At 54.2% G+C, this 25191-nt stretch carries 18 protein-coding genes and 1 pseudogene; 11 read left to right on the top strand and 8 right to left on the bottom strand.

Annotation, left to right across the window (positions count from 1 at the left end; all coding sequences use genetic code 11):
• Positions 1 to 15: 15 nt before the first annotated feature.
• From aroB to trpS, 6 genes are all read left to right on the top strand, one after another.
• Positions 16 to 1104: a 3-dehydroquinate synthase gene (gene aroB, locus ACLJR2_RS03705; RefSeq protein WP_000439824.1), complete on the top strand. Its 1089-nt coding sequence runs from the start codon at positions 16 to 18 to the stop codon at positions 1102 to 1104.
• Between the two features lie 97 nt (positions 1105 to 1201).
• Entirely contained in the window at positions 1202 to 2479 is a 1278-nt protein-coding gene (damX, locus tag ACLJR2_RS03700) for a cell division protein DamX (protein WP_000343147.1), read from the top strand.
• A gap of 180 nt (positions 2480 to 2659) precedes the next feature.
• Positions 2660 to 3496 (top strand): adenine-specific DNA-methyltransferase, encoded by an 837-nt coding sequence (gene dam, locus ACLJR2_RS03695; RefSeq protein WP_000742132.1) that lies wholly within the window; start codon positions 2660 to 2662, stop codon positions 3494 to 3496.
• A 17-nt stretch (positions 3497 to 3513) separates the two neighbouring features.
• Positions 3514 to 4191, top strand: a complete 678-nt coding sequence (gene rpe / locus ACLJR2_RS03690) for a ribulose-phosphate 3-epimerase (RefSeq protein WP_000816286.1) — start codon at positions 3514 to 3516, stop codon at positions 4189 to 4191.
• Positions 4184 to 4942 (top strand): phosphoglycolate phosphatase, encoded by a 759-nt coding sequence (gene gph / locus ACLJR2_RS03685; RefSeq protein ID WP_000359653.1) that lies wholly within the window; start codon positions 4184 to 4186, stop codon positions 4940 to 4942. The genes rpe and gph overlap by 8 nt, the downstream gene beginning before the upstream one ends.
• A complete protein-coding gene (trpS, locus tag ACLJR2_RS03680) occupies positions 4935 to 5939 on the top strand; it encodes a tryptophan--tRNA ligase (protein ID WP_000165562.1) in 1005 nt (334 codons plus the stop codon). Before gph ends, trpS begins: the two co-directional genes overlap by 8 nt.
• Positions 5940 to 6083: 144 nt before the next feature.
• On the opposite strand, the gene ACLJR2_RS03675 is transcribed toward trpS, so the two are convergent.
• From ACLJR2_RS03675 to tsgA, 7 genes and pseudogenes are all read right to left on the bottom strand, one after another.
• Entirely contained in the window at positions 6084 to 6254 is a 171-nt protein-coding gene (locus ACLJR2_RS03675) for a YhfL family protein (protein WP_000472323.1), read from the bottom strand.
• A 192-nt stretch (positions 6255 to 6446) separates the two neighbouring features.
• Positions 6447 to 12332: pseudogene (locus ACLJR2_RS03670) on the bottom strand (autotransporter adhesin BigA).
• A gap of 326 nt (positions 12333 to 12658) precedes the next feature.
• Positions 12659 to 14032, bottom strand: coding sequence for a siroheme synthase CysG (cysG, locus tag ACLJR2_RS03665; protein ID WP_000349896.1), 1374 nt, complete (start codon positions 14030 to 14032; stop codon positions 12659 to 12661).
• An 11-nt stretch (positions 14033 to 14043) separates the two neighbouring features.
• Entirely contained in the window at positions 14044 to 14853 is an 810-nt protein-coding gene (gene nirC, locus ACLJR2_RS03660) for a nitrite transporter NirC (RefSeq protein WP_000493576.1), read from the bottom strand.
• A 181-nt stretch (positions 14854 to 15034) separates the two neighbouring features.
• Positions 15035 to 15361 carry a nitrite reductase small subunit NirD gene (gene nirD, locus ACLJR2_RS03655; protein ID WP_000084817.1) on the bottom strand — a complete coding sequence of 109 codons (327 nt, stop codon included), beginning with the start codon at positions 15359 to 15361 and terminating at the stop codon, positions 15035 to 15037.
• On the bottom strand, positions 15358 to 17901 hold the full coding sequence (gene nirB, locus ACLJR2_RS03650) for an NADPH-nitrite reductase large subunit (protein ID WP_000049258.1): 2544 nt from the start codon (positions 17899 to 17901) through the stop codon (positions 15358 to 15360). The genes nirD and nirB overlap by 4 nt, the downstream gene beginning before the upstream one ends.
• 317 nt (positions 17902 to 18218) lie before the next feature.
• The gene (tsgA, locus tag ACLJR2_RS03645; protein ID WP_000185267.1) at positions 18219 to 19400 is read right to left on the bottom strand and encodes an MFS transporter TsgA; all 1182 of its coding nucleotides are present in this window, start codon (positions 19398 to 19400) and stop codon (positions 18219 to 18221) included.
• 276 nt (positions 19401 to 19676) lie between these two features.
• Here tsgA and ppiA point away from each other — a divergent pair, with 276 nt between their 5' ends.
• The 5 genes from ppiA (at position 19677) to ACLJR2_RS03620 (ending at position 23015) form a co-directional block, all read left to right on the top strand.
• Complete coding sequence (gene ppiA, locus ACLJR2_RS03640) at positions 19677 to 20249, top strand: peptidylprolyl isomerase A (RefSeq protein ID WP_000920478.1); 573 nt, start codon at positions 19677 to 19679, stop codon at positions 20247 to 20249.
• A gap of 108 nt (positions 20250 to 20357) precedes the next feature.
• Entirely contained in the window at positions 20358 to 20525 is a 168-nt protein-coding gene (locus ACLJR2_RS03635; RefSeq protein WP_001519136.1) for a YhfG family protein, read from the top strand.
• Positions 20515 to 21117, top strand: a complete 603-nt coding sequence (locus ACLJR2_RS03630) for a putative adenosine monophosphate-protein transferase Fic (RefSeq protein WP_001280665.1) — start codon at positions 20515 to 20517, stop codon at positions 21115 to 21117. The genes ACLJR2_RS03635 and ACLJR2_RS03630 overlap by 11 nt, the downstream gene beginning before the upstream one ends.
• A 31-nt stretch (positions 21118 to 21148) precedes the next feature.
• Positions 21149 to 21712 (top strand): aminodeoxychorismate synthase component 2, encoded by a 564-nt coding sequence (gene pabA / locus ACLJR2_RS03625; RefSeq protein WP_000601877.1) that lies wholly within the window; start codon positions 21149 to 21151, stop codon positions 21710 to 21712.
• An 85-nt stretch (positions 21713 to 21797) separates the two neighbouring features.
• Entirely contained in the window at positions 21798 to 23015 is a 1218-nt protein-coding gene (locus tag ACLJR2_RS03620) for an aspartate aminotransferase family protein (protein ID WP_000190025.1), read from the top strand.
• 42 nt (positions 23016 to 23057) lie between these two features.
• On the opposite strand, the gene ACLJR2_RS03615 is transcribed toward ACLJR2_RS03620, so the two are convergent.
• On the bottom strand, positions 23058 to 25145 hold the full coding sequence (locus ACLJR2_RS03615; RefSeq protein ID WP_000269307.1) for a YccS/YhfK family putative transporter: 2088 nt from the start codon (positions 25143 to 25145) through the stop codon (positions 23058 to 23060).
• Between the last annotated feature and the right edge of the window lie 46 nt (positions 25146 to 25191).

Genomic DNA, 25191 nt, shown 5'->3' with positions numbered 1-25191 from the left:
GGTGGATGTCGCGTCATGGAGAGGATTACAGTCACTCTCGGGGAACGTAGTTACCCGATCACCATCGCGGCTGGTTTGTTTAACGAACCAGCTTCATTCTTGCCGCTGAAATCAGGCGATCAGGTCATGTTAGTGACCAACGAAACCCTGGCGCCGCTTTATCTGGACAAGGTTCGCGGCGTACTCGAACGGGCGGGCGTTAACGTAGACAGCGTGATTCTTCCTGACGGCGAGCAGTATAAGAGCCTGACGGTGCTGGATACGGTGTTTACGGCGTTACTGAAAAAACCGCATGGTCGTGATACCACGCTGGTCGCGCTTGGCGGCGGCGTGATTGGCGATCTTACCGGTTTTGCGGCGGCCAGCTACCAGCGAGGCGTACGTTTCATCCAGGTGCCAACTACCTTACTGTCGCAGGTTGATTCTTCCGTGGGCGGGAAGACCGCCGTCAACCATCCCCTTGGCAAAAACATGATTGGCGCGTTTTACCAACCCGCTTCTGTGGTTGTCGATCTTGATTGCCTGAAAACGCTTCCCGCACGCGAACTGGCATCGGGACTGGCAGAGGTGATCAAATACGGCATTATACTCGACGCGGACTTCTTCACCTGGCTTGAGGGTAATCTGGATGCGCTATTGCGTCTGGACGGCCCGGCGATGGCGTACTGTATTCGTCGTTGTTGCGAGCTGAAAGCCGAAGTTGTTGCCGCCGACGAGCGTGAAGCGGGCTTACGTGCTTTACTGAATCTTGGACATACCTTTGGCCACGCCATTGAAGCGGAAATGGGATATGGCAATTGGTTACATGGTGAAGCCGTTGCCGCAGGTATAGTGATGGCTGCGCGCGCATCCGAGCGTTTGGGGCAGTTCAGTTCTGCTGATACGCAGCGCATCATCGCTTTACTCGAACGGGCCGGGCTGCCAGTCAATGGCCCTTGCGAGATGTCCGCGCAGGACTATTTGCCGCACATGCTGCGAGATAAAAAAGTGTTAGCGGGGGAGCTGCGTTTAGTGCTTCCGCTGGCCATAGGGAAAAGTGAAGTGCGCGGCGGAGTGTCGCACGAAGTCGTTCTTAGCGCGATTGCTGACTGTCAGCAGGCGTAACAACAAGAAAGGTCAGACTGATATTGCGTAGATGTCAGTCTTTTAGCTTCAGGTTATGTGCAATGTCGTAAGCATTAACCTTTGAGTGGGGTGTTAAATGGATGAATTCAAACCAGAAGACGAGCTGAAACCCGATCCCAGCGATCGTCGTACTGGTCGTTCTCGTCAATCTTCAGAACGCGATAATGAGCCGCAGATCAACTTTGATGACGTTGATCTGGACGCCGACGATCGCCGTCCGACGCGTACGCGTAAAGCGCGTAGTGAAGAACCTGAAGTTGAAGAAGAGTACGAATCCGATGAAGACGATACGGTGGACGAGGAGCGTGTTGAACGCCGTCCACGTAAGCGTAAAAAAGCGGCCCATAAGCCAGCCTCTCGTCAGTACATGATGATGGGCGTTGGCGTGCTGGTGCTGCTGCTGTTGATTATCGGTATCGGCTCCGCGCTGAAAGCCCCCTCTACGTCTTCCAGCGAGCCGTCGGCCTCTGGCGAAAAGAGTATCGATCTTTCCGGTAACGCCGCCGATCAGGCGAATGCGACCCAGCCTGCGCCGGGCGCCACCTCCGCAGAACAAACCGCGGGCAATACGTCGCAGGATATTTCGTTGCCGCCGATTTCTTCAACGCCGACGCAGGGACAGTCGCCTGTGGTCGCTGACGGTCAGCAGCGCGTGGAAGTGCAGGGCGATCTGAATAATGCGCTGACGCAGAATCCAGAGCAGATGAACAATGTTGCGGTGAACTCTACGTTGCCGACAGAGCCTGCAACCGTCGCGCCAGTTCGCAATGGCAGCACGACGCGTCAGGCGGCGGTTAGCGAACCTACCGAGCGTCATACCACGCGTCCGGAACGTAAACAGGCCGTCATTGAACCTAAGAAACCGCAGACCACGGCGAAAACCACCACTGCGGAACCGAAGAAACCGGTCGCGCCAGTGAAACGCACGGAACCGGCAGCGCCAGCCGCGACGCCGAAAGCGACCACCACGACGGCTGCGCCGACAGCGACGGCAAGCGCTGCGCCGGTACAAACCGCGAAGCCAGCGCAAGCCTCGACGACGCCTGTCGCAGGCGGCGGGAAAAGCGCCGGCAACGTTGGCGCATTAAAGAGCGCGCCATCCAGCCACTACACATTGCAGCTCAGTAGTTCTTCAAATTACGACAACCTGAACGGTTGGGCGAAGAAAGAGAACCTGAAAAATTATGTGGTATACGAGACGACGCGTAATGGACAACCGTGGTATGTGCTGGTAACGGGGATGTATGCTTCGAAAGAAGATGCTAAACGTGCGGTGTCCACCTTACCTGCCGATGTGCAGGCGAAAAACCCGTGGGCAAAACCGTTGCATCAGGTTCAGGCCGATCTGAAATAATCCAGGCTGTGTCCTGCAATTGCCTGTGAGTGTCGCTGACAGCTATTTTTGTTCAGGACAGGCGCGAGGGGCGCATTTGCTACCGTCAAATGCGCCGTAAAGCAACGCGGCACAGCCTAAAGCGCAGGATGCTGTCGGAGCTTTCTCCACAGCCGGAGAAGGTGTAATTAGTTAGTCAGCATGAAAAAAAATCGCGCTTTTTTGAAGTGGGCAGGGGGAAAATACCCTCTGCTTGATGATATCAAACGACATTTGCCAAAAGGCGAGTGCCTTGTCGAACCTTTTGTGGGTGCCGGATCGGTGTTTCTTAACACCGACTTTTCTCGTTATATCCTCGCCGATATCAACAGCGACCTTATTAGCCTCTATAACATCGTGAAGTTACGTACTGACGAGTATGTACAGGCTTCGCGCGAGCTGTTTATGCCTGAAACTAACCAGGCTGAGGTCTATTACCAACTCCGTGAGGAGTTCAATACCTGCCAGGACCCCTTTCGTCGGGCGGTACTGTTTTTATATCTGAACCGCTACGGTTATAACGGACTCTGCCGCTATAACTTGCGCGGGGAATTTAATGTACCGTTTGGTCGTTATAAAAGACCTTACTTCCCGGAAGCGGAGTTGTACCACTTTGCAGAAAAAGCGCAGAATGCGTTCTTTTACTGTGAGTCATACGCAGACAGTATGGCGCGTGCGGACAAGTCGTCGGTGGTCTATTGCGATCCGCCTTATGCGCCGTTGTCCGCCACGGCTAACTTCACAGCGTATCACACCAATAGTTTTAGCCTGACGCAACAAGCGCATCTGGCGGAAATCGCTGAGAATCTGGTCAGTAACCGGATACCGGTGCTCATTTCCAACCATGATACGGCGCTCACACGCGAGTGGTATCAACTCGCAAAATTGCATGTCGTCAAAGTTAGACGCAGTATAAGCAGCAACGGCGGCACACGTAAAAAGGTGGACGAACTGCTGGCTCTGTACCAACCAGGAGTCGCAACGCCTGCAAGAAAATAATTCTCAAGGAGAAGCGGATGAAACAGTATTTGATTGCCCCCTCAATTCTGTCGGCTGATTTTGCTCGCCTGGGTGAAGACACCGCCAAAGCGCTGGCTGCCGGTGCTGATGTTGTACACTTTGACGTCATGGATAATCACTATGTGCCGAACCTGACTATTGGCCCGATGGTGCTGAAATCCCTGCGTCAATACGGTATTACCGCGCCTATTGATGTCCACCTGATGGTCAAGCCAGTCGACCGTATCGTGCCCGACTTTGCCGCCGCTGGCGCGAGCATCATTACTTTTCACCCGGAAGCCTCCGAACATGTTGACCGCACGCTACAGTTGATTAAAGAACACGGCTGTAAAGCGGGGCTGGTATTCAACCCGGCAACGTCGCTCAGTTATCTCGATTACGTCATGGACAAACTGGATGTGATCCTGCTGATGTCCGTGAACCCAGGCTTCGGCGGCCAGTCTTTTATTCCGCAGACGCTGGATAAACTGCGCGAAGTGCGTCGCCGCATTGATGCCTCCGGTTACGACATTCGCCTGGAAGTGGACGGCGGCGTGAAGGTGAACAATATCGGCGAGATCGCCGCAGCAGGTGCGGACATGTTTGTTGCGGGGTCGGCAATTTTCGATAAACCCGACTACAAAAAAGTGATTGATGAAATGCGCAGTGAGCTGGCAAAGGTAAGTCATGGATAAGTTGCAGAATATTCGGGGCGTCGCCTTTGATCTTGACGGTACGCTGGTGGATAGCGCGCCGGGTCTTGCCGCGGCGGTGGATATGGCGCTGTATGCGCTGGAACTGCCGGTCGCGGGCGAGGAGCGCGTGATTACCTGGATTGGTAACGGCGCAGACGTATTGATGGAACGCGCGCTGACCTGGGCTCGCGAGGAGCGCGCCACGCTGCGTAAGACGATGGGGAAACCGCCCGTTGATGAAGATATTCCTGCCGAGGAACAGGTACGCATTCTGCGTAAACTGTTCGACAGGTATTATGGCGAAGTGGCGGAAGAAGGCACCTTTTTATTTCCGCATGTCGCCGACACGCTGGGCGCGCTGCACGCCAGCGGGTTGTCATTAGGTCTGGTGACGAATAAGCCGACGCAGTTCGTCGCGCCGTTGCTGGAATCGCTTGATATCGCCAAATACTTTAGTGTGGTTATCGGCGGCGATGATGTGCAAAATAAGAAGCCGCATCCGGAGCCGCTGTTGCTGGTGGCAAGTCGGCTGGGCATGATGCCGGAGCAGATGCTTTTTGTCGGCGATTCGCGTAATGATATTCAGGCTGCAAAAGCGGCGGGCTGCCCTTCGGTTGGCCTGACATACGGCTACAATTATGGCGAAGCGATCGCTCTTAGCGAGCCGGACGTCATTTATGACAGTTTTAACGATCTTTTGCCCGCACTTGGGCTTCCGCATAGCGATAACCAGGAAATAAAAAATGACTAAGCCCATCGTTTTTAGTGGCGCACAGCCCTCAGGTGAATTGACCATTGGCAACTATATGGGGGCATTGCGTCAGTGGGTAAACATGCAGGATGACTATCATTGCATCTACTGCATCGTAGACCAACATGCTATTACCGTGCGTCAGGACGCGCAGCAGCTACGTAAAGCGACGCTGGATACGCTGGCGCTGTACCTGGCATGTGGTATTGATCCTGAAAAGAGCACTATTTTTGTTCAGTCCCATGTGCCGGAACATGCGCAGCTTGGCTGGGCGCTGAACTGCTATACCTATTTCGGCGAGCTGAGCCGTATGACGCAGTTTAAAGATAAATCTGCGCGCTATGCGGAAAACATTAACGCCGGCCTGTTTGATTACCCGGTGCTGATGGCGGCAGACATCCTGTTGTACCAAACCAATCTGGTGCCGGTAGGCGAAGATCAGAAGCAGCATCTGGAACTGAGCCGCGATATCGCCCAGCGTTTCAACGGGCTGTATGGCGATATTTTCAAAGTACCGGAACCGTTTATTCCAAAATCCGGCGCGCGTGTGATGTCGTTGCTGGAGCCGACGAAGAAAATGTCCAAATCGGACGATAACCGTAATAACGTGATCGGCCTGCTGGAAGATCCGAAATCGGTAGTGAAGAAAATCAAACGTGCGGTCACTGACTCCGACGAGCCGCCGGTAGTGCGTTATGATGTGAAAGAGAAAGCGGGTGTCTCTAACCTGCTGGATATTCTTTCCGCCGTGACCGGTCAGAGCATTCCTGAACTGGAAAAACAGTTTGAAGGTAAAATGTATGGCCATTTGAAAGGCGAAGTGGCGGAGGCGGTTTCCGGAATGTTGTCTGAGTTGCAGGAGCGCTATCACCGTTTCCGCAACGACGAAGCGTTCTTGCAGAAGGTGATGAAAGACGGGGCGGAAAAAGCCAGCGCACGTGCGGCCGAAACGCTGAAAGCCGTTTACGAAGCCATTGGCTTTGTGGCGAAACCGTAAGGGGTATTGCGTGCCCGATGGCGCTGGCTTATCGGGCCTACAAACGAGCGTAAGTTGGACAAGGCATCTGCGCCGTACCGTTTATCAGACCTGTAAAAAAACCGGGAAAATCCCGGTTTTTTTGTATCTGCGCAGTCGTTTCTATTATTGATCGGCAGCTGGGCCGCAACCGCCAATAATTTTAGAAATAGAAATTGCAGGGTGCAGCAAATAATCGTAGCTGCAGTTATTTTTTTTGTTTTCGATATGACCAGTACAAGCAGTGAGCGTCGCCAGAACCCCTGCCACAACGGCAATTTTTACAAATTTAAACATTTCAAAATCCTTGTTGATAAAACGAGCACTACTGGTGGAATAAATATAAGATCTATTTAGCGTATAGTACGATAGCAATTATTAAACTATACAGGTAGTCCAAATAAGGACTTTATCTTTACCAGGGGATATGATTTAAAAAGGCCGCTTAATAATAAGCGGCCTTTATTAGTGTTATATAATGTCGTTTATTTAACGAAATGTTTTCTTAACGTTAAGCATAAAGCCTTTATCGCTGATACCGTCTTCCTTCCACTGGTAGGCATCCAGATGTAGCGCGGTATCATTGCTGCTGTATTTCACGCCGATGGTTGCCAGACCATTAACGCCGCCGCCTTTTTGACCGTCATCCACGCCGAACGATTGACCCGCCGCACCCTGTAATGACGCTGTACGCTGGCTCTTGCTGTAGCTCAGGTTCGGGCCGCCTTCCAGGGTAGCGGTAGCGCTCCAGCCGTCTTTCCCGGCGTAATCCAGCTTCAGGCCGACAATAGAGTCTACCGCCGTTTCGTTGCCAGAGTTCATGGACAGGTTAAAATCTCCGGCGCTGCGCTCTTTGTAGCCATCTTCCATGGTGTGACGGAATTTCACTCCGGCATACGGCGTGACTTTCAGCGTATCACTCATCATGGTGAAAGTTTTCGCCCCTTCACTGCGAAACTCAAGGTACTGCTGACGCATGTCGGAATCGGCAATTTTGTTGACATCGCCATAGGCGACAGAACGGCTGCTGTCGAGGTTATGCACGTCATAGCGCAGGCTGTTGTTCCACGCCAGACCTTCATCAAACGCCATGCTGTGCTTCAGACCAAAGAACTGACTGTAGCCGCCGGTCAGGCCGTTATCGCCTGCGGTTTTCGAACCGTCGCCATCCAGACGCGCAATACCGTACTCCAGCGTCAGATTCTGGCTGGCGGTGAGATCCAACGTCTGGCGTAATGCCAGCATGTCGTACTGGGTGTCGTTGCCCAGCTCCGCACGCGGGTCGCCTTTCGCCACCACGTTGAACGCCAGGCCGTCTTTAATTTGCGGCGCGGCGTCGGCCAGCATCGTAAAGCGGTTGCTGAGCACGCGTGCTTCACGGAATACCGTTGTTGCCTGGCTGCCACTCACTTGTTTTAGAGCGTTATTCAGCTCGGCGGTGGTGCCTACGTTAAGGCTGGTGTACAACTCATTGTTGGTGTAGCCGGCGTCAAGCGCGCTCGCCACGCCGGAAACGCTGGCGTCGGTGGCAACATCTGCGTAGTCGTTTTTGGTCATGGTGACGTCAACGTTACCGTCGGCATCCTGGCTGCCCTGGGCGTTCCAGACTACGGAAGTGGACTGGATAGCGGAAGCATCAGTCAGGTTGCTGCCTTCCACTACATTGTCGAAAGTTACGGTGGTGTCGGCAGTACCTGCGGTAAAGCCGGTGTTGATCTCTACGCCGTCCATGCTGGCGTTGCTAACCATCAGTTTACCGTTGCTGCCGTCAGCGCTGGTGCCGACTACGTAGCCGGTCAGATCGTTGGTGCCTGAGGATGTGCTATCGCCATTCGTCACGGTGGTTGTGCCGCTGTCGTCAGTCGGCTCCGTCGGGGCGGTGAAATCAACGTAATGCACTTCCGTGCCGTCGCCATTTTCGCCGCTGCCTTCGATGGTTTTGCCGCTCTGCTTGATAAAGCCGGAGCCCGTCACGCTGTCATCAATGTAGACCGTGCCATTGTTAACGATATGGCCGTTGCTGCCCAACTGGCTGAAGGCATATGAGTTGCTGGCATAGATGTTAATGGTGCCGTTGTTTTCAATTACCGCGTCGGCGGTTGCATCGGACTCAAGCTGCATCCCGACCATGCCGGTTTGTGTGGTGCCTTTGGTGCCGACGTTAATGGTACCGTTATTGACCATCTTCGAACTGCCGTGGGCAGACATCGCCACATTGTTGGTTTTATCAATGTTGATGGTGCCGTCGTTAATGGCTTTGCTGCCGCCATTATTTTTTGACGTTGTAATCTGGCCGTTAATCACGCCGGTGGTGCCGTTGTACAGCGTGTGCCCGCTACCGCCAGTGGCGATATCCGCGTCGCTATTTACCGTCCCCCAGTTATTAAATTCTCCGGACCACAGGCTATTATCCGCCAGCGTCATGACGCCACCTTCAAGATTATTGAGCGTACCGTTTTTATCGACGGAGCCGTTTTTGATCACGCCGGCGTTATTGACGGTTGACGCCGCGGTGAAGGTCAGTTTATCGACTTCGCCACCCACGTCGTTGTTCAGCACGGCGCCGCCGGATGCGCCAGTCCAGGAATTAACCATACCGGTATTGTTCATGGTGCTGGCCCACTGCTCAACCGTGTTCATTGAACCGCTGTTGTTAATGACAGAGCCTGCTACTGTTGTCCCTGTTTTGCCGGTGACGGTGCCGGTATTGTTGAATACTCCGCCGTCTACGGATACCGTCGCCGTTGTCCCATCGTTGGTATAAATCCCGCCAGTGTCGATACTCACGCTGCTGATGCTACCGGTGGATTCGTTGGTCACGTCGCCATAATTTTTAACGATAACCTTGCCGCCGCTGACGGTGCCAGCGTTGGTGACATGCACGGTTCCCGTTGCGGCCGGATCGGTGATGATGGTTTTATCCGTCAGCGTTTCGCCTTCAGCGGTAATAACGCCACCATCGAGGAGAGAAAGGGAAACATTGTTGTCGGTCGGGTTGTATTCGTCGCTGTCCTGGCAATCGTCGCCAAAGCAGACCGTGCCGTAGTTAACGATGTTACTGCTGCTGTCGGTCAGGAAGGGTTTACCGTAGGCAGCTTCAATATTGATCGTGCCGCTGGTGTCGTTAATTACCAAACCGCCGTTTAACGCGGCCATACCGACCAGTTGATTTTCGTCGGTTTGTGTAACGCCTTCATCGGCGGTCAGGTTAATGGTGCCCTGGTTAATGGCGGTGCCGCCGCTGAGCGCCATCATGCCGAAGCCAGCGTTGTTGACGGTGATGGTGCCAGTATTGGTGGCGGTGGCGTCGCCCTGACCGCTGTCGGTTGAGCCGACGACCATACCCGTGCTGGTGAGATAGAGCGATGACGGATGCCAGTAACTTGTGCCGGTGATGTTGCCTTCATCATCCAGCGTCGGGACAAAGCCGTCCAGGTAGATATCACCTTCGTTTCGCGCTGTCCCTTTGCTGGCGGAAACACCATACACGCCTGCGCCCTGCAAATGGATGGTGGCACCTTCATCATTAATGACGCTGCTATCTTCTGTTGTAGCTGCCATCGCGTAGAAGGTATGGTTATACCACATCAGCGGAAATTCAGCGATACCACCGTTTGCTGATGGCTTTTGGTCGGAAATAAGGGAGATATCGCCGCCGGACTGGTTGTGAACCATGGAGCCTTCGCCCTTAGCGCGGACAACGGCGGTACGATCGTCATCATTGCTGCCGTTGTCGGTGGCATAGACCAGAATATCACCGCTGTTGCTGGCTTCGGCTCCGTTGCTGGCTTTTATTATGGAATAGACGCCGTGGCTGGTAATACTCCCGTTGTTCTCAATTGAGGAACCTTCGCCACTGGCGAGTAATAGGGCGTTGTCGGTGAAAGAGTAATTACTCACATAATGGGCACTGATATCAATGCTGGAGGCGTCAGTCAGAATTAACGAGCCGCCGTTATTGACTTCCGCCAGCGTAACCATTCCGCCCACTATGGTTGTCGTATCTATGGAAGATTGGCCGCTTAATATGACCTGGCTGTCGCCGTCAATATTAATGGCCGTGATGGATACATTGGAATCCTCAGATGAATTGTGGTTGACGTTGATACCACCGTCTATCCTGACGCTGTTGTTGTCACCGTTAACGTTCAGCCCCACAATCTGTTCGGTAGCCGAGGTCTGGGCGTTAACGTCAAAATTCAGCGCGCCGTCCAGGGTAATATCGTTGTTGTTACCGCTGACGGAAACGCCGGTTAGCGGGGAGCCACTGTCAATTTTATCTTCTTTTGCGTAATCTGCGCTCAAATTAACGTCGCCGGTGATATCAACGGCGTTGCTGTCGCCGCTCACGTTCACGCCCGTTGCGCCGCGAAATATGCCGCTGCTGTCCTGTGCTGAGTTCACGTTAATATCGCCGTCCAGCGTAATCTGCGACGTATTGCCGTTTACCAGCGCGCCTGTACCATTTAGGCTAACGTTAATATCCCCTTTATTGCTAAAGGTGTTTTGTTCGCCTGCAACCACAAACCCCACAGAGTCCCGATCGCGGACGGTGGCGTTGCCGGTATTTTTCACCTCATCGCCGGTACCGTTGGCGACGATACCCGTCGCGCCGTCGGTGACCAGCAGATCGCCCGCCTGGGTCAGGCTGCCGCTGTCGCCATTGATGACCACGGCGGCAGAGCCTGCGCCATCCACGGCGATATCGCCGGTGTTGGCGATACGGGCACCGTCGCCGTCAATTTGCGTACCGGTGGCACCACCGGATAGGGTCTGGTCGCCTTCATTGATAACGAGCGCATTGTCGCCGTTGACGTACAGCGCCGTTGAGTCCGCGCCGCTGACGGTGGTGTCCCCGGTGTTATCGATAACCGCGTTATCACCGGTAATGTGGCCGCCGATGGCGCCGTCGGTGATGTTCATGTCACCGTCGTTGCTGATGCGTGCGCTATTGCCGTTAATGACGGTGCCGGTGGAGCCTGCGCCGCTGATGTTAGAGGTACCGGTATTCTTAATCGTGGCGTTGTCGCCGTCGATGATGATGGCGGTGCCGCCGCCGCTCACGGCAATGTCACCGGCGAAATTAGTGGTGGTGCCGTTGCCGGAAATCAGCGCGCCGGTGGCGTTGTCCACCGTGGAGTGGCCCGAAATGGTGTTGGTGGTGCCGTCACCGGAGATAACCATGCCGGTGGCGCCGTCGGTCACACTGGAGTCCCCGGTGAGCGTGTTGACGGTTCGATCGCCGGAAATAATCACGCCGGTGCGATCCTGGCCGCTGATATCCATGCCGCGATCGGAATTATGCGCCTGGTCATCGCCGCTGATAACGGTGGTTTTATCGTCGGCAATAATCAGATAGCCACGGCTGTCGTACTTCCAGTAGAGACCGTTTTCCTGGGTGCCTTCAATCACGGCGGCATTGGCGTCGGTCACGTCCCAGCCGGTGACGTTCAGCGTTTTGCCGTCTGCGGTGGTGAGCTGCCACTGGTTGTCCTGTTCTGAATAATTCCACACGGCACCCTCGAGAACGCTGCCGTTATCCAGTTTGAAGCTATCGAAGGTTAGGGTGTCTTTGCCTTTATCTATGGTGACGCCGTTGCTGAAGGTAATAACAGAGTCATCTGGGGGCGTGTCGTCATCATCGCCGCTATCATCGGGCGGGGTCACATCGTCATCGCCGCTATCGTCGGGCGGGGTTACATCGTCATCGCCGCTATCGTCGGGCGGGGTTACATCGTCATCGCCGCTATCGTCGGGCGGGGTTACATCGTCATCGCCGCTATCGTCAGGCGGGGTTACATCGTCATCGCCGCTATCGTCAGGCGGGGTTACATCGTCATCGCCGCTATCGTCGGGCGGGGTTACATCGTCATCGCCGCTATCATCAGGCGGGGTTACATCGTCATCGCCGCTATCGTCGGGTGGGGTTACATCGTCATCGCCGCTATCGTCGGGTGGGGTCACATCATCATCGCCGCTATCATCGGGTGGGATCACATTGTCATCGCCGCCATCGTCAGGCGGGGTGACGTTGCCGCCATCGTCGGGCGGGGTAACGTCGCCGCCATTATCGGGCGTAGGGGGGGTATAAGAATGATTAGAATCTCCGCCACCGTTATTTTCAACGCCAATAGCCACACCTGCGACCAGTGCAGCAACGCCGCCAGCAACCCAGCCCCAGTGATTATCATTTTCAGGTGTAGCAAGTCAGGTCGGTGAGAGTTTTGCGCGTTTTTCTTTAGGCAGGGAGGAGATATTACTGGGACATTCTTTTTCATCATCGTTATTCTCTGCGGCGATGGCCGGAATGTAATAACTTTGCAGCGTTAAAGCGATAGCGATAGAAATAAGTTTTTTCTTTTGCATAGGGCTCATCCTTAATTAATATTTCCTTGCGTACTAAACATATGCAGGTAGCGATACAGGCAATGATGAAATGGCCTGAAGAAAATTATGCTTTAGTGTTTATTTTATCACCTGATAACCAGGTCAGGTCAAATTGAATGTTTAACGGTATTATTTGTTACGTGAATGAATAATGGGTGAATTTGACGAATAAAAGGGTTTTTACGCAATATTATTACTATTTAAATTCGTATGGTTTATTTAAAATGGATTGCTTAATTCACTTTTAAGTAAAAATAATTTGAGATTACGGGTAGTCGTAAAATAAAGCCCTGAATAACAGGGCCTTATTTTAATTAATGATTAGAGAACCAATTTAATTTATCGCGTAAGCCAACGACCCGGCCAACGATAATCAGCGCCGGGCTTTCAACCTGTTGCGCTAATTCACCGAGCTGCGTCAGCACACCGTGGACGACGCGTTGCTTCACGGAGGTACCGTTTTCTACCAGCGCAACCGGCATATCGGCCTGCATACCGAATGCGATCAGTTTTTCCTGGATAGTCGCTGCCTGATTAAGCCCCATGTAGAACACCAGCGTCTGTTTTTCTGCCGCTAGGTTTTCCCAGTCCAGCTCGCCGCCGGTTTTCAGGTGACCCGTGACCAGACGTACGCTCTGTGCGTAATCGCGATGGGTCAGCGGAATACCGGAGTAGGCGGAGCAGCCGGAAGCCGCGGTAATCCCCGGCACTACCGAGAAAGGAATACCGGCATGACACAGCGTTTCCAGCTCTTCGCCGCCGCGACCAAAGATAAAGGGATCGCCGCCTTTCAGGCGTACCACGCGTTTACCTTTTTGCGCTTCACGCAGCAGGATCTGGTTGATTTCCTCCTGAGGGACGCAGTGATAACCCGCGCGTTTCCCCACAAAGACCCGATCGGCATCGCGGCGTACCAGGTTCATAATGTCGTCGGAGACGAGGCGATCGTAAACCACGATATCCGCCTGTTGGATTTGTTGTAACCCTTTCAGCGTCAGCAGTCCGGCATCGCCCGGCCCGGCACCGACCAGCACGACTTCGCCACGGTGATCCAGCGGTTCGCTAAACAGGCGTTCGGTTGTCGCGTTAACCGCTTTCTCATCGGCATTCGCCAGCGACTGCGCCAGCCGGTCATTGACGAAAAATTTTTCCCAGAAGCGACGACGCTCGCCCATCGTGGCAAACTGCTTTTTCACTCGGGCGCGGAGTTGTCCGGCATAGCGCGCGACCTGCCCCAGATGCTGCGGCAGCAGCGATTCCAGTTTCTCGCGCAGCAGACGCGCCAGCACCGGGGAAGTGCCGCCCGAGGAGACGGCGACCATCAGCGGCGAGCGGTCAATAATGGAGGGCATGATAAAGCTGGCGGCTTTCGGCGCATCCACCACGTTGCAAAAGATACGGCGTGACTCCGCCGCGTCGCTGACGCGCTGGTTGACGGTATCGTCGTCAGTGGCCGCGATCGCCAGCCAACACGAGTCGAGAAGCGTTTCGTCGAACGGTCCCTCAACCAGAGTCAACATGCCTTCATTTGCCCATACGGTGAACTGTGGAATGAAGGTTAGCGCATTGACCGTTAAACGTGCGCCTGCTTCCAGCAGTAACCGTGCTTTGCGTTCTGCGACATCGCCACCGCCGACGATCAGACAGTCGCGGTCGCGTAATTGACAAAATATAGGCAAATGGTCCACGACATTACCCCTTAATGGTTGGCTGTAACCTTAATTTGGTTGGTTTTTTGCGGAACAGGACGCTCCGATTTCGGCGTAGCATACCAATAACCCAATCCCATGAACACGACGCCGGACAAAGTATTACCCAGAGTGACCCATAACAGGTTGTGTCCGATTCCGGACAGGGTATAGGCGTCGCTGTGATGACCAAACCAGGAGAGGGCGAACAGCGTCATATTCGCGACGGAGTGCTCGTAGCCGGAAGCGATAAACGCCAGCAGACACCACCAGATAGCAAGAAATTTTGCCGTGCCTTCGGTGCGAATCGCCATCCAGATTGCCAGACAAACCAGCCAGTTACACAGCGCGCCTTTGAAGAACAGTACCGTGGCGGGCGCGGTGGTTTTCGCCAGCGCGACTGAGTGAACGATGCTGGTATCGACCGGCAACAAACTGCCGCCGCCCCAGCTGTAAAGCAGGGCGACAAACACGGAACCAACCAGGTTGCCGAGCCAGGTTTGCGGCAGGATAGCCCACATTTGACCGTGGCTGATAGTGCCTGCTTTGACGCCCAGCGTCAGGAACATGGTGTGGCCGGTAAACAGTTCAGAACCCGCGATGATGACCAGCGTTAAGGCGATACCAAAGGTGGCCCCCATCACCAGAGGACGTACGGAAGGATCGAGTAAATTACCAAGGGTGAAGATGAGAATAATACCGAGGCCGACATAAGCCCCGGCCATTGCCGAACTGACCCAGAAGCCGAGCGGATTATTCGCCGACAGGCGTGCGATGCGCGCAGCGTTAGCCGCACACTTATTAATAGTGTCTGTAAACATTTGATTATCCTTGAAGTACAAAAAATAAAAAAATCGTAACCGTAGGCCGGATAAGGCATTTATGCCGCCATCAGGCAATGTGCTTTTGCAATTGCCTGATGGCGCTACGCTTATCAGGCCTACCAATAAAAGACCTACAAATACGTCAAAAAAGGGGAGGCGTTGCGCCTCCCAAAAATAATTAACCGCGCAACTGCACCACGCCGTCTTTTACCCGCGCGTCGTACTGTTTCACAGAAAACTGTTCGTCTTCCATGCACAGACCGTCGCTTAAACGAAAGCGCTGTTTTTTCAGCGGGCTGGCGACCCACAGTTCGCCCTGGTGTTCCGCAATCAGCCCACGAGACAGCACACTGGCCTCAAAGAACGGGTCGATGTTGCTGATCGCGAACACCTGATCGCTATGGTAAGGACGGAAAATCGCCACTTGTTCGCCGCCTGACAGCGCGCAGACGCCGGTTCCCGGCAGAATGTCATCGATTTTGCAGATGTTTTGCCACTGGCTCATGCGTTTTCCTCCACCAGAGTGACCGGGATACGTTCATACGGCGTGGCCGGACGATGTTGTTCGCGTTCTGGAACGACCTGGACATTTGGGTCGCGCTTGTCGCTGTTGATAAAGTGCTTAAAGCGAACTTGCGCCGCTGGCGTGTTAACGGTTTCTGTCCACTCGCAGACCACTGCTTCACGCAGACGGGCCATCTCTTCTTCCAGATGTTCGTTCAGGCCCAGCTTGTCGTCGATGATGACCGATTTCAGATACTCGATGCCGCCTTCCAGGTTATCTAACCACGGCGCGGTACGGGTCAGTTTGTCGGCAGTACGGATGTAGAACATCATAAAGCGGTCGAGATACTTGAGCAGCGTGTCGCGATCGAGATCGGCTGCCAGCAGATCCGCATGACGCGGTTTCATGCCGCCGTTACCGCAGACGTACAGGTTCCAGCCTTTCTCAGTGGCGATGATACCGACATCTTTACCCTGCGCTTCCGCACACTCACGGGTACAGCCGGAGACGCCGAACTTCATTTTGTGCGGGGTGCGAATGCCTTTGTAGCGGTTTTCCAGCTCGACGCCGAAACCGACGCTGTCGCCCACGCCGTAGCGGCACCAGGTGCTGCCGACGCAGGTTTTCGCCATTCGCAGCGCTTTGGCGTACGCATGACCGGTTTCGAAGCCCGCTTCAATCAGCTGACGCCAGATTTCCGGCAGATCGTCTTTTTGCGCGCCAAACAGACCGATACGCTGAGAACCGGTGATTTTGGTATAGAGGTTAAACTCGCGGGCGATACGACCCACGGCCACCAGACCTTCCGGGGTGATTTCACCGCCCGCCGAGCGCGGGATCACCGAGTAGGTGCCGTCTTTCTGGATATTCGCCAGGAAGTTATCGTTAGTATCCTGTAGCGGCGTGTGCTGCGGCTTGAGGATGTATTCGTTCCAGCACGACGCCAGCAGCGAACCGACGGTTGGCTTACACACTTCGCAGCCGTAGCCTTTACCGTGTTTCGCCAGCAGTTCTTCAAAGGTTTTGATACCTTCCACGCGGATTAAGTGGAACAGTTCCTGACGAGAATAAGCAAAGTGCTCGCACAGGTTGTTGTTGACTTCAATACCCTGTTTCGCCAGTTCGGCGTTCAGTACCTGCGTCACCAGCGGGATGCAGCCGCCGCAGCCGGTTCCGGCTTTGGTTTCCGCTTTCAGCGCCGCCACGGTATGGCAGCCTTTATTGATAGCGGCGATCAGATCGCCTTTAGTCACATCGAAGCAGGAGCAGATCTGCGCGCTGTCCGGCAGTTTATCCACGCCGATAGCGGGTTTACCACTGCTCGCGTGCGACGGCAGGATCAGCGAATCCGGGTTTTCCGGCAGTTCGATGGCATTCAGTACCAGTTGCAGCAAATTGCCGTAATCGCTGGTGTCACCGACCAGTACTGCGCCGAGCAGCGTTTTGTTATCTTCGCTGACAATAAGACGTTTGTAGACTTCTTTGCTTTCATCGAGGTAAACGTAGCTACGCGCGCCCGGCGTGCGGCCATGCGCGTCGCCGATGCCGCCGACGTCCACGCCCAGCAGCTTCAGCTTGGCGCTGAGATCCGCCCCTTCAAAGGCGTTTTCACTGCCGAGGATATGGTCAACGGCAACCTGGGCCATTTTATAGCCCGGTGCGACCAGACCGTAAACGCGATTGTTCCAACTGGCGCACTCGCCGATAGCGTAGATATCCGGGTCGGACGTCTGGCAGGTGTCGTTAATCACGATCCCGCCGCGCTGCGCGACGGCCAGACCGCACTGGGTAGCCAGCTTGTCGCGGGGGCGAATACCGGTAGAGAAGACGATAAAATCGACTTCCAGCTCGCTGCCATCGGCAAAACGCATAGTCTTACGCGCTTCGTTACCCTGCTGAACAATCTCTTGCGTATTTTTACTGGTGTGTACACGCACGCCCATGCTTTCGATCTTGCGACGTAGCTGCTCGCCGCCCATCTGATCGAGCTGTTCCGCCATCAGCATTGGCGCAAATTCAATGACGTGCGTTTCCACGCCGAGGTTTTTCAGCGCGCCAGCGGCTTCCAGCCCCAGCAGACCGCCGCCGACCACCGCCCCGCGCTTGCTGCGACGGGCGCAGGCTTCGATAGCGTTGAGGTCTTCAATGGTACGGTAAACGAAGCAATCCTGGGTTTCGGAGCCTTTAATCGGCGGAATCCACGGATATGAACCGGTCGCCATGATCAGCTTGTCATAATAAACGGTACGACCCGCGCTGGAGTGAATCACTTTCTCCTGACGGTTAATGGTAATTGCGCGTTCGCCAACCAGTACCTTCACGCCGTGCTTCTCGTAAAATCCTTCACGCACCAGAGAGAGCTCTTCCGCGGTGTGGTGAGAGAAGTAGGATGACAGGTGGACACGGTCATAGGCTTTACGGGGTTCTTCACAGAACACGGTAATGTCGAACAGGCTAGCGTCGGATTTATCAAGGAGATCCTCAATAAAGCGGTGGCCGACCATACCATTACCGATAATAGCGAGTCTGACTTTGCTCATTTTTGCCTCGATTTCTTTTCTATTACCGCCTACCTTAACGATTCAGCAACCTCGCTTATTGATGTAAATCAAATTCACCTTTATATACCTCTTAATGGGTATATGGCTGATTTGTCTGGATTTTTATAAGTGGCGGAATTGTCAGGCTTTTCAGGTTTGTACAAATAACATACAAAATGAGGGGTTTTTAGACCAACAGGCCTACCTCGTCAGGAGGGGGATAGAGTGCCGGAGGGCGACGTCGCCTTATCCGGCCTACCAACAGCTTACGCTGTAGGCCGGATAAGACGCATCGCGTCGCCATCCGGCAATCATTATCAATGCGTAGCCGGCGCGCTATGCTGGCGATGACGGGACACAAAGCCGAGCGCAAAGCACATCACAAAGACCACCGCATACAGACCATTCGCGGTGAGTAACGCCGCCTGTGGACCGCTGTGCGCCACAATCGGGCCGGTGACGACGAAGGTCAGCATCGTTCCTATGGTGCCGCAGGTCAGAATAAAGTTAACCAGCTTAGGCGAGGCCACTTTCGTTTGCTGCGATCCCAGCGTAATGATGGAGGTATAAATGGCGCTGGAGAAGAAGCCCAGCGTCAGAATAAACCACGGCATATGCGCCTGCGTGCCGGTAATAAACAGATACATCAGTACCGCCGCCATACCCGCCAGTACGGTCAGAATGCGTTGCAGATCGAAAAAGCGCAGGATAAAGCTGAACGCCCACATGCCAAACATATAGGACATCCAGAAATCACTCACCAGCGCCCCGGCGTCATTCAGGCTCATGCCGAGGCCTTTGGCGTATTCCGGCACCCAGGAGATAAAGCCCAACTGGCCAAGGATATAGCACAGCGCGGCGACGGCGAGAAACAGTACGCCAATGCCCCATTTTTCTTTGACGACAGGCGCCTGAGAGTGCTGCGCATGTTTACCCAGCGCCGGAAATTCACAGCCGAAGGTCAGGATGAAAATCGCCAGGTAGACCAGGCCGATGCAGGCGTAGACCCAGTACCACTCAATACTACGCGCCAGCAGGAAGGCGGCGACCATAGGAAAAATCATCCCCGCCATGCTGAAGAAGGAGTCGGTAAACAGCAGTCGGGAACCGCGCTGACGCCCTTCATACAGTTGCGTAATCAGGAAGGTGCCAATCGACATGGTGATCCCGCTGACCAGCCCCAGCACAAACATCGCCGCTGAGAACAACGCCAGGCTGTGGCTGAACATCAGCCCGGCCACCGCCAGCACCATCAGGATAAAACCAAAGCGTAGCTGTGTTTTCAGCGGGATGATTTCCATCAACCACGCATTGAGGAAGATCGAGATCAAAATCCCGGCGTTCAGGAAAGTAAAGGTATTACTCATGCTGGAAACGGGCAGCTGAAAATAGTCTGCGATATTTCCCATCACCATCCCGGTGACAATCACCAGCGCCCCGGTCAGGGCGTAGGAAAGAAAGCTGATCCATGTGAGCTTGATGCGGTTGCTGTTAGTCATGTCTGGCCTTGAAGAGAAGTGAAGCGCGTGGAGGGCGCGTTAAGCGGGCAGATTTTAGGCGCTTTTGTGATGCATTTAAATAATTATTAGTGATAGTAATGTTCATTGCATTTTTTAATGTGATGTTTGTCACATCATATTGCAAGAATACGGCGTTGCGTCGTAACGTTACATTTGTTTCATATACGTAAAATTAGGTAAAGGGCTGGCCTGGCCCAGGAAGGCTCTTTAAAATCATTCCACTTGCTTTATTTCTGCTCTCTTTAAGGAAATCTCATGCTCAAATCGACTCTGGCGGCTGTCGCAGCTGTTTTCGCTCTTTCTGCTCTTTCTCCCGCAGCGTTGGCAGCAAAAGGCGATCCTCATGTGCTGTTAACCACCTCCGCCGGGAATATTGAGCTGGAGCTGAACAGCCAGAAAGCGCCGGTTTCTGTGAAAAACTTTGTCGATTACGTCAACAGTGGTTTCTATAACAACACTACGTTTCACCGAGTTATTCCTGGCTTTATGATTCAGGGCGGTGGTTTTAACGAGCAGATGCAGCAGAAGAAACCGAATCCGCCGATTAAGAATGAAGCCGACAACGGTCTGCGTAATACTCGCGGCACGATCGCGATGGCGCGCACCGCAGATAAAGACAGCGCCACCAGCCAGTTCTTTATTAACGTCGCGGATAACGCTTTTCTCGACCACGGCCAGCGCGACTTTGGCTATGCGGTATTTGGTAAAGTGGTAAAAGGTATGGATGTCGCCGATAAAATCTCACAGGTACCGACGCACGATGTCGGGCCTTATCAGAATGTGCCGACAAAACCAGTCGTTATCCTTTCCGCGAAAGTCCTGCCATAAAACATGCCTGCGCGGGCGCGAGCCGCCCGCGTTTTCTCCCTGTCTCAGCGTAACCTGAAATTGCTGCTTATACTTGTGGTCAAGCACAGACATATTCAGGGAGGCCCGGTGAAGAAACTTACCGATAAACAAAAGTCACGCTTTTGGGAACAGCGGCGCAACGTTAACTTCCAGCAAAGCCGCCGTCTCGAAGGTATTGAGATCCCCTTAGTAACTCTGACCGCCGATGAAGCGCTGGCACGTCTTGACGAGCTTCGGAGGCACTATGAGCGATAAATTTGGCGAAGGGCGCGATCCGTACCTCTATCCGGGGCTGAATGTGATGCGTAATCGGCTGGGGATTCATCAGGCCCAGCGACTGGCGCAAGCGGCATATGAAATGACCGCGCTCCGTGCCGCCACGATTGAACTGGGGCCGCTGATACGCGGCTTGCCTCATCTGTGCGCGATTCATCGCCAGCTCTATCAGGATATTTTCGACTGGGCAGGGCAACTGCGGGAGGTCGATATTTACCAGGGCGATACCCGTTTCTGCCACTTTGCCTATATCGAAAAAGAGGGCAACGCTCTGATGCAGGATCTGGAAGAAGAGGGCTATCTGGTCGGTCTGGCGCACGAGAAGTTTGTCGAGCGGCTGGCGCATTACTACTGTGAAATTAACGTGCTTCATCCGTTTCGTTTGGGGAGCGGGCTGGCGCAGCGCATCTTCTTTGAACAGCTGGCGTTACATGCAGGCTACGCGCTGAGTTGGCAAGGTATTGCGGTTGAAACATGGAAGCAGGCGAACCAGAGCGGCGCGATGGGCGATCTCTCTGCTTTGCAGGCGATTTTTCAGAAAGCGATAAGCGAAGCTCGCGAAACTGAGTAAAATAGTGCGGTTCTACTGACCCGGAGCCGCCATGATCCTGCTTATCGATAACTATGATTCCTTTACCTGGAACCTCTACCAGTATTTTTGTGAACTGGGCGCGGAAGTGCAGGTCCGGCGCAATGATGCGCTGACGCTGGCGCACATTGACGCTTTGAACCCGCAAAAAATCGTTATCTCTCCTGGCCCCTGTACGCCGAATGACGCTGGCATTTCACTGGCGGTCATCCGCCATTATGCCGGACGTATTCCGATGCTGGGCGTTTGCCTGGGTCATCAGGCGATGGCGCAGGCCTTTGGCGCGTCGGTGGTGCGGGCAGCGAAAGTGATGCACGGTAAAACGTCACCTATTACGCATAATGGACAGGGCGTGTTTCGGGGATTGCCCAGCCCGTTAACCGTGACACGTTACCACTCGCTGATTGTCGACCCTGCCACGTTGCCAGAGTGTTTTGAGATCACCGCCTGGAGCGAAACGCAGGAGATTATGGGCATTCGCCACCGCGAGTGGGATCTGGAAGGCGTGCAGTTCCACCCGGAAAGTATTCTCAGCGAACAAGGACACGCTCTGCTGAAAAATTTCCTCCGGCGTTGATTTGTGGTTGCTATTGAGTGATTTTTTATTCATATTTTGTGATTATAATTTCACTGGCATTTCTACTTAACCGGGTGGTAATGATATGGCAACTGAACAAACGGCTATTACGCGCGCAACTTTTGATGAGGTGATTCTGCCTGTTTATGCACCGGCGGACTTTATTCCGGTCAAAGGTAAAGGCAGCCGAGTATGGGATCAGCAGGGCAAAGAGTATATTGATTTCGCCGGCGGGATTGCAGTGACTGCGCTGGGCCATTGCCATCCGGCGCTGGTCGAGGCGCTGAAATCCCAGGGGGAAACCTTGTGGCATACCAGTAACGTTTTTACCAATGAACCGGCGTTGCGTCTGGGACGTAAACTGATCGACGCCACGTTTGCCGAGCGCGTGCTGTTTATGAATTCCGGCACCGAAGCGAACGAAACCGCTTTTAAACTGGCGCGTCATTATGCCTGCGTGCGCCATAGCCCGTTCAAAACGAAAATCATTGCCTTCCATAACGCCTTTCATGGCCGTTCCTTGTTTACCGTCTCTGTAGGCGGGCAGCCGAAATATTCCGACGGCTTTGGGCCGAAACCCGCCGATATTATTCACGTTCCCTTCAACGATCTTCATGCGGTGAAAGCGGTGATGGATGACCACACCTGCGCGGTGGTGGTCGAGCCGATTCAGGGTGAAGGCGGCGTGCAGGCGGCTACACCGGAATTCCTCAAAGGGTTACGCGACCTGTGTGACGAGCATCAGGCGTTGCTGGTGTTTGATGAAGTGCAGTGCGGGATGGGGCGCACCGGAGACCTGTTTGCTTATATGCACTACGGCGTCACGCCGGATATCCTCACCAGCGCCAAAGCGTTAGGCGGCGGTTTTCCGGTGAGCGCCATGCTGACCACGCAGGAAATCGCCTCGGCCTTCCATGTCGGTTCGCATGGTTCAACTTATGGCGGCAATCCGCTGGCCTGTGCGGTGGCTGGCGCAGCATTCGATATTATTAATACGCCAGAGGTACTACAAGGCATTCACACTAAGCGGCAACAGTTTGTGCAACATTTGCAGGCGATTGACGAGCAATTTGACATTTTCAGCGATATTCGCGGCATGGGGCTGCTGATTGGCGCGGAACTGAAGCCGAAGTACAAAGGCCGGGCGCGCGATTTTCTGTACGCAGGCGCGGAGGCTGGCGTGATGGTGCTCAATGCCGGAGCCGACGTGATGCGTTTTGCCCCGTCGCTGGTGGTGGAAGAGGCGGATATCAATGAAGGAATGCAGCGCTTTGCGCAGGCGGTAGGGAACGTGGTGGCCTGATGGCGGATTGCCGGATAAGCGTAGCGCATCCGGCAGTCGGACTTAACCTTTTGTATCCCGTAGCCGCTTACTCAGCCAGATACCGTGATGCGGACGCTGACGCCAGGCCATCGACGAAATGGTGTGCATGGTGTTCAGATGGCCAATGATGCGCTGTAAATGTTGTTCCAGAGTGCTCAATAAGCCATGTGACGGCATGTCCGGCGACTCCAGAATATTGACATCGCCGGAGCCGCCTGGCCTGTCGTACTCCAGGCGCTGCTGGCAGCGCTGAATCGCAATCTCGCAAGATTCCAGATAGCGCTGCGCCAGATCCGGCGTCAGCATGGTGTGTTCCCGCGCCAGCGTCGTCATGGCGTTGATATGCTCGACAATAAACTGGCTGTGCGTGACCCACAGTTTCATATCCGACAGATAGTGGGTATTGAATCCGGGTTCCTGCATTGCCTGATTTAACGAGTTGAATAACGTGTTATGCGCCTGGTTGACCCGCATTCTTTGATAAGCGAGCGGGGTGGCCTGCGGATCGTTACTGAGGATCAGTCGGATAGCTTCTTGATCGGCTTCCAGCGCATCATGGGCGTTTTTACGTAATAGCCCGCTTTGCCATTGCGGCCACAGCCAGACCATGCCGCCAAAGGCAATTAAACAGCCAATCAGCGTATCGATCAGCCTCGGCACAATAAACTGCTCTCCGTTTAACGTCAGTAACTGGATGGTGTATACCGCCGTCACCGTAAAGCCGACCGTCGCCCAGCCGTAGTTTTTACGAATAATCAGATAACTTGCCAGCGTTAGTACCAGCATGACCGCCAGCGTAATGCTTTCGGGAATATGTAAGTGCAGCGTGACGCCGGCAATCACCAGGCCGACCAGCGTTCCGACCGAACGGTGCAGAATACGTACGCGCGTCGCGCCATAGCCGTTTTGGGTGACAAACAGCACCGTCATGAGGATCCAGTACGGTTTAGGCAGGTGCAACGCGCTGCCCATCAGACTGGCGATGCTCATCATCACGCTGATGCGTCCGGCGTTGCGTAGCGCCGGCGATTTTAGAGACATATAATTTTTCAGCGCCGGAAGTAGCGGCAGACGACGCTGTTTATCGGCCATCAGGTCGCGGGCGTACAGCGGCCGCTGAGTACGCAGCACACGGGCGATTCGACCGAAGTGCCAATAGCAGAACTGGCCTACCGGATTTTCAGGATGCTGATTAGCGATCTTCTCCAGAGCGCCAATCTGTTTTTCCATGGAGAAGCGCGTCGGCAGACGATGATAAAGAATGTCATCCGCCAGCACGCGCAGACGGGCGGCGACCGTTTGCGCATTCCAGCGAATCACCTCTTCCGCATGGCTGCGTTCTACCAGTTTCTGTACCTCTTCCGGCTGATGCAAGCTGACGGAGATGTGCTCCTGCAAATCCATCGCTTCCTGAAAAGCCCGCAGTAGACGCTTGTAATCATTATTGTTGTGCGCCGAAAGCATATGCATCTGTTGGTAACACTGGGTAATGAGATCGACCGCTTTTTGCTGGCGTATCAGCAGGGGAGGCAGCGCTTTTTCCGGATCGATATGTTGGGTGAGCAGGCTGTATTTCGCTTCGCAATAATCGGCCAGTTCACGGTATAACAAACTCAATGACTCGCGCAGCGGCTGTTCGCGCCATAGCCAGAACCAAAACCAGTTAAACACGCCGTACCATAGCGTGCCCAGCGCATAAATGAGCAGCGGCTCCCAGACGGGCATGTACCCCGCAAGGCTCAGGGTAAAGATGGCGGCAATCAGCGACGCTGGCAGTAGCCGCGCGTGAAGCGGGCTAATTTCCGCCGTCACGCCAAGCACCAGCGTCAACCCGGTCAGGATCAACGGCAGGGGGATGGATTCCGCCAGCAGAAGTTGCGTTACCAGACTGCATCCGGCGAACAGCGACGCGCCGATGATCAGGCGTTTAAAAAAACGTTTGTGCGGGGTATCCAGACCTGCAATGTTGCAGCAGGCGGGAACGAGAGAGAAAAGCAAGCCCAGGTGTAGCTGGCCTATCAATAAACCGACAGCCACAGGCAGGCACAGCACCAGCGTTTGCCGTAGTGCGTAATTAATCTCTGGGTGATAAATCAGTCTTCGCCACATCGATGCAAACAAAAATGGCGCATGATAAAACGCGCCATTCTGACGG

It is taken from the genome of Salmonella sp. SAL03688 (genome assembly GCF_046551895.1).
In the GTDB taxonomy this organism is placed as follows: Bacteria; Pseudomonadota; Gammaproteobacteria; order Enterobacterales; family Enterobacteriaceae; genus Salmonella; species Salmonella enterica.
This window is presented reverse-complemented; position numbering and strand designations above follow the sequence as displayed.

What these genes read in the sequence shown, in the direction of transcription:
- ppiA (WP_000920478.1), top strand. Translation starts at nt 19,677, where the DNA reads ATGCTCAAATCGACTCTGGCGGCTGTCGCAGCTGTTTTCGCTCTTTCT.
- ACLJR2_RS03630 (WP_001280665.1), top strand. Translation starts at nt 20,515, where the DNA reads ATGAGCGATAAATTTGGCGAAGGGCGCGATCCGTACCTCTATCCGGGG.
- ACLJR2_RS03675 (WP_000472323.1), bottom strand. Translation starts at nt 6,254, where the DNA reads ATGTTTAAATTTGTAAAAATTGCCGTTGTGGCAGGGGTTCTGGCGACG.
- gph (WP_000359653.1), top strand. Translation starts at nt 4,184, where the DNA reads ATGGATAAGTTGCAGAATATTCGGGGCGTCGCCTTTGATCTTGACGGT.
- rpe (WP_000816286.1), top strand. Translation starts at nt 3,514, where the DNA reads ATGAAACAGTATTTGATTGCCCCCTCAATTCTGTCGGCTGATTTTGCT.
- tsgA (WP_000185267.1), bottom strand. Translation starts at nt 19,400, where the DNA reads ATGACTAACAGCAACCGCATCAAGCTCACATGGATCAGCTTTCTTTCC.
- pabA (WP_000601877.1), top strand. Translation starts at nt 21,149, where the DNA reads ATGATCCTGCTTATCGATAACTATGATTCCTTTACCTGGAACCTCTAC.
- nirC (WP_000493576.1), bottom strand. Translation starts at nt 14,853, where the DNA reads ATGTTTACAGACACTATTAATAAGTGTGCGGCTAACGCTGCGCGCATC.
- nirD (WP_000084817.1), bottom strand. Translation starts at nt 15,361, where the DNA reads ATGAGCCAGTGGCAAAACATCTGCAAAATCGATGACATTCTGCCGGGA.
- dam (WP_000742132.1), top strand. Translation starts at nt 2,660, where the DNA reads ATGAAAAAAAATCGCGCTTTTTTGAAGTGGGCAGGGGGAAAATACCCT.
- nirB (WP_000049258.1), bottom strand. Translation starts at nt 17,901, where the DNA reads ATGAGCAAAGTCAGACTCGCTATTATCGGTAATGGTATGGTCGGCCAC.
- damX (WP_000343147.1), top strand. Translation starts at nt 1,202, where the DNA reads ATGGATGAATTCAAACCAGAAGACGAGCTGAAACCCGATCCCAGCGAT.
- ACLJR2_RS03620 (WP_000190025.1), top strand. Translation starts at nt 21,798, where the DNA reads ATGGCAACTGAACAAACGGCTATTACGCGCGCAACTTTTGATGAGGTG.
- trpS (WP_000165562.1), top strand. Translation starts at nt 4,935, where the DNA reads ATGACTAAGCCCATCGTTTTTAGTGGCGCACAGCCCTCAGGTGAATTG.
- aroB (WP_000439824.1), top strand. Translation starts at nt 16, where the DNA reads ATGGAGAGGATTACAGTCACTCTCGGGGAACGTAGTTACCCGATCACC.
- ACLJR2_RS03615 (WP_000269307.1), bottom strand. Translation starts at nt 25,145, where the DNA reads ATGTGGCGAAGACTGATTTATCACCCAGAGATTAATTACGCACTACGG.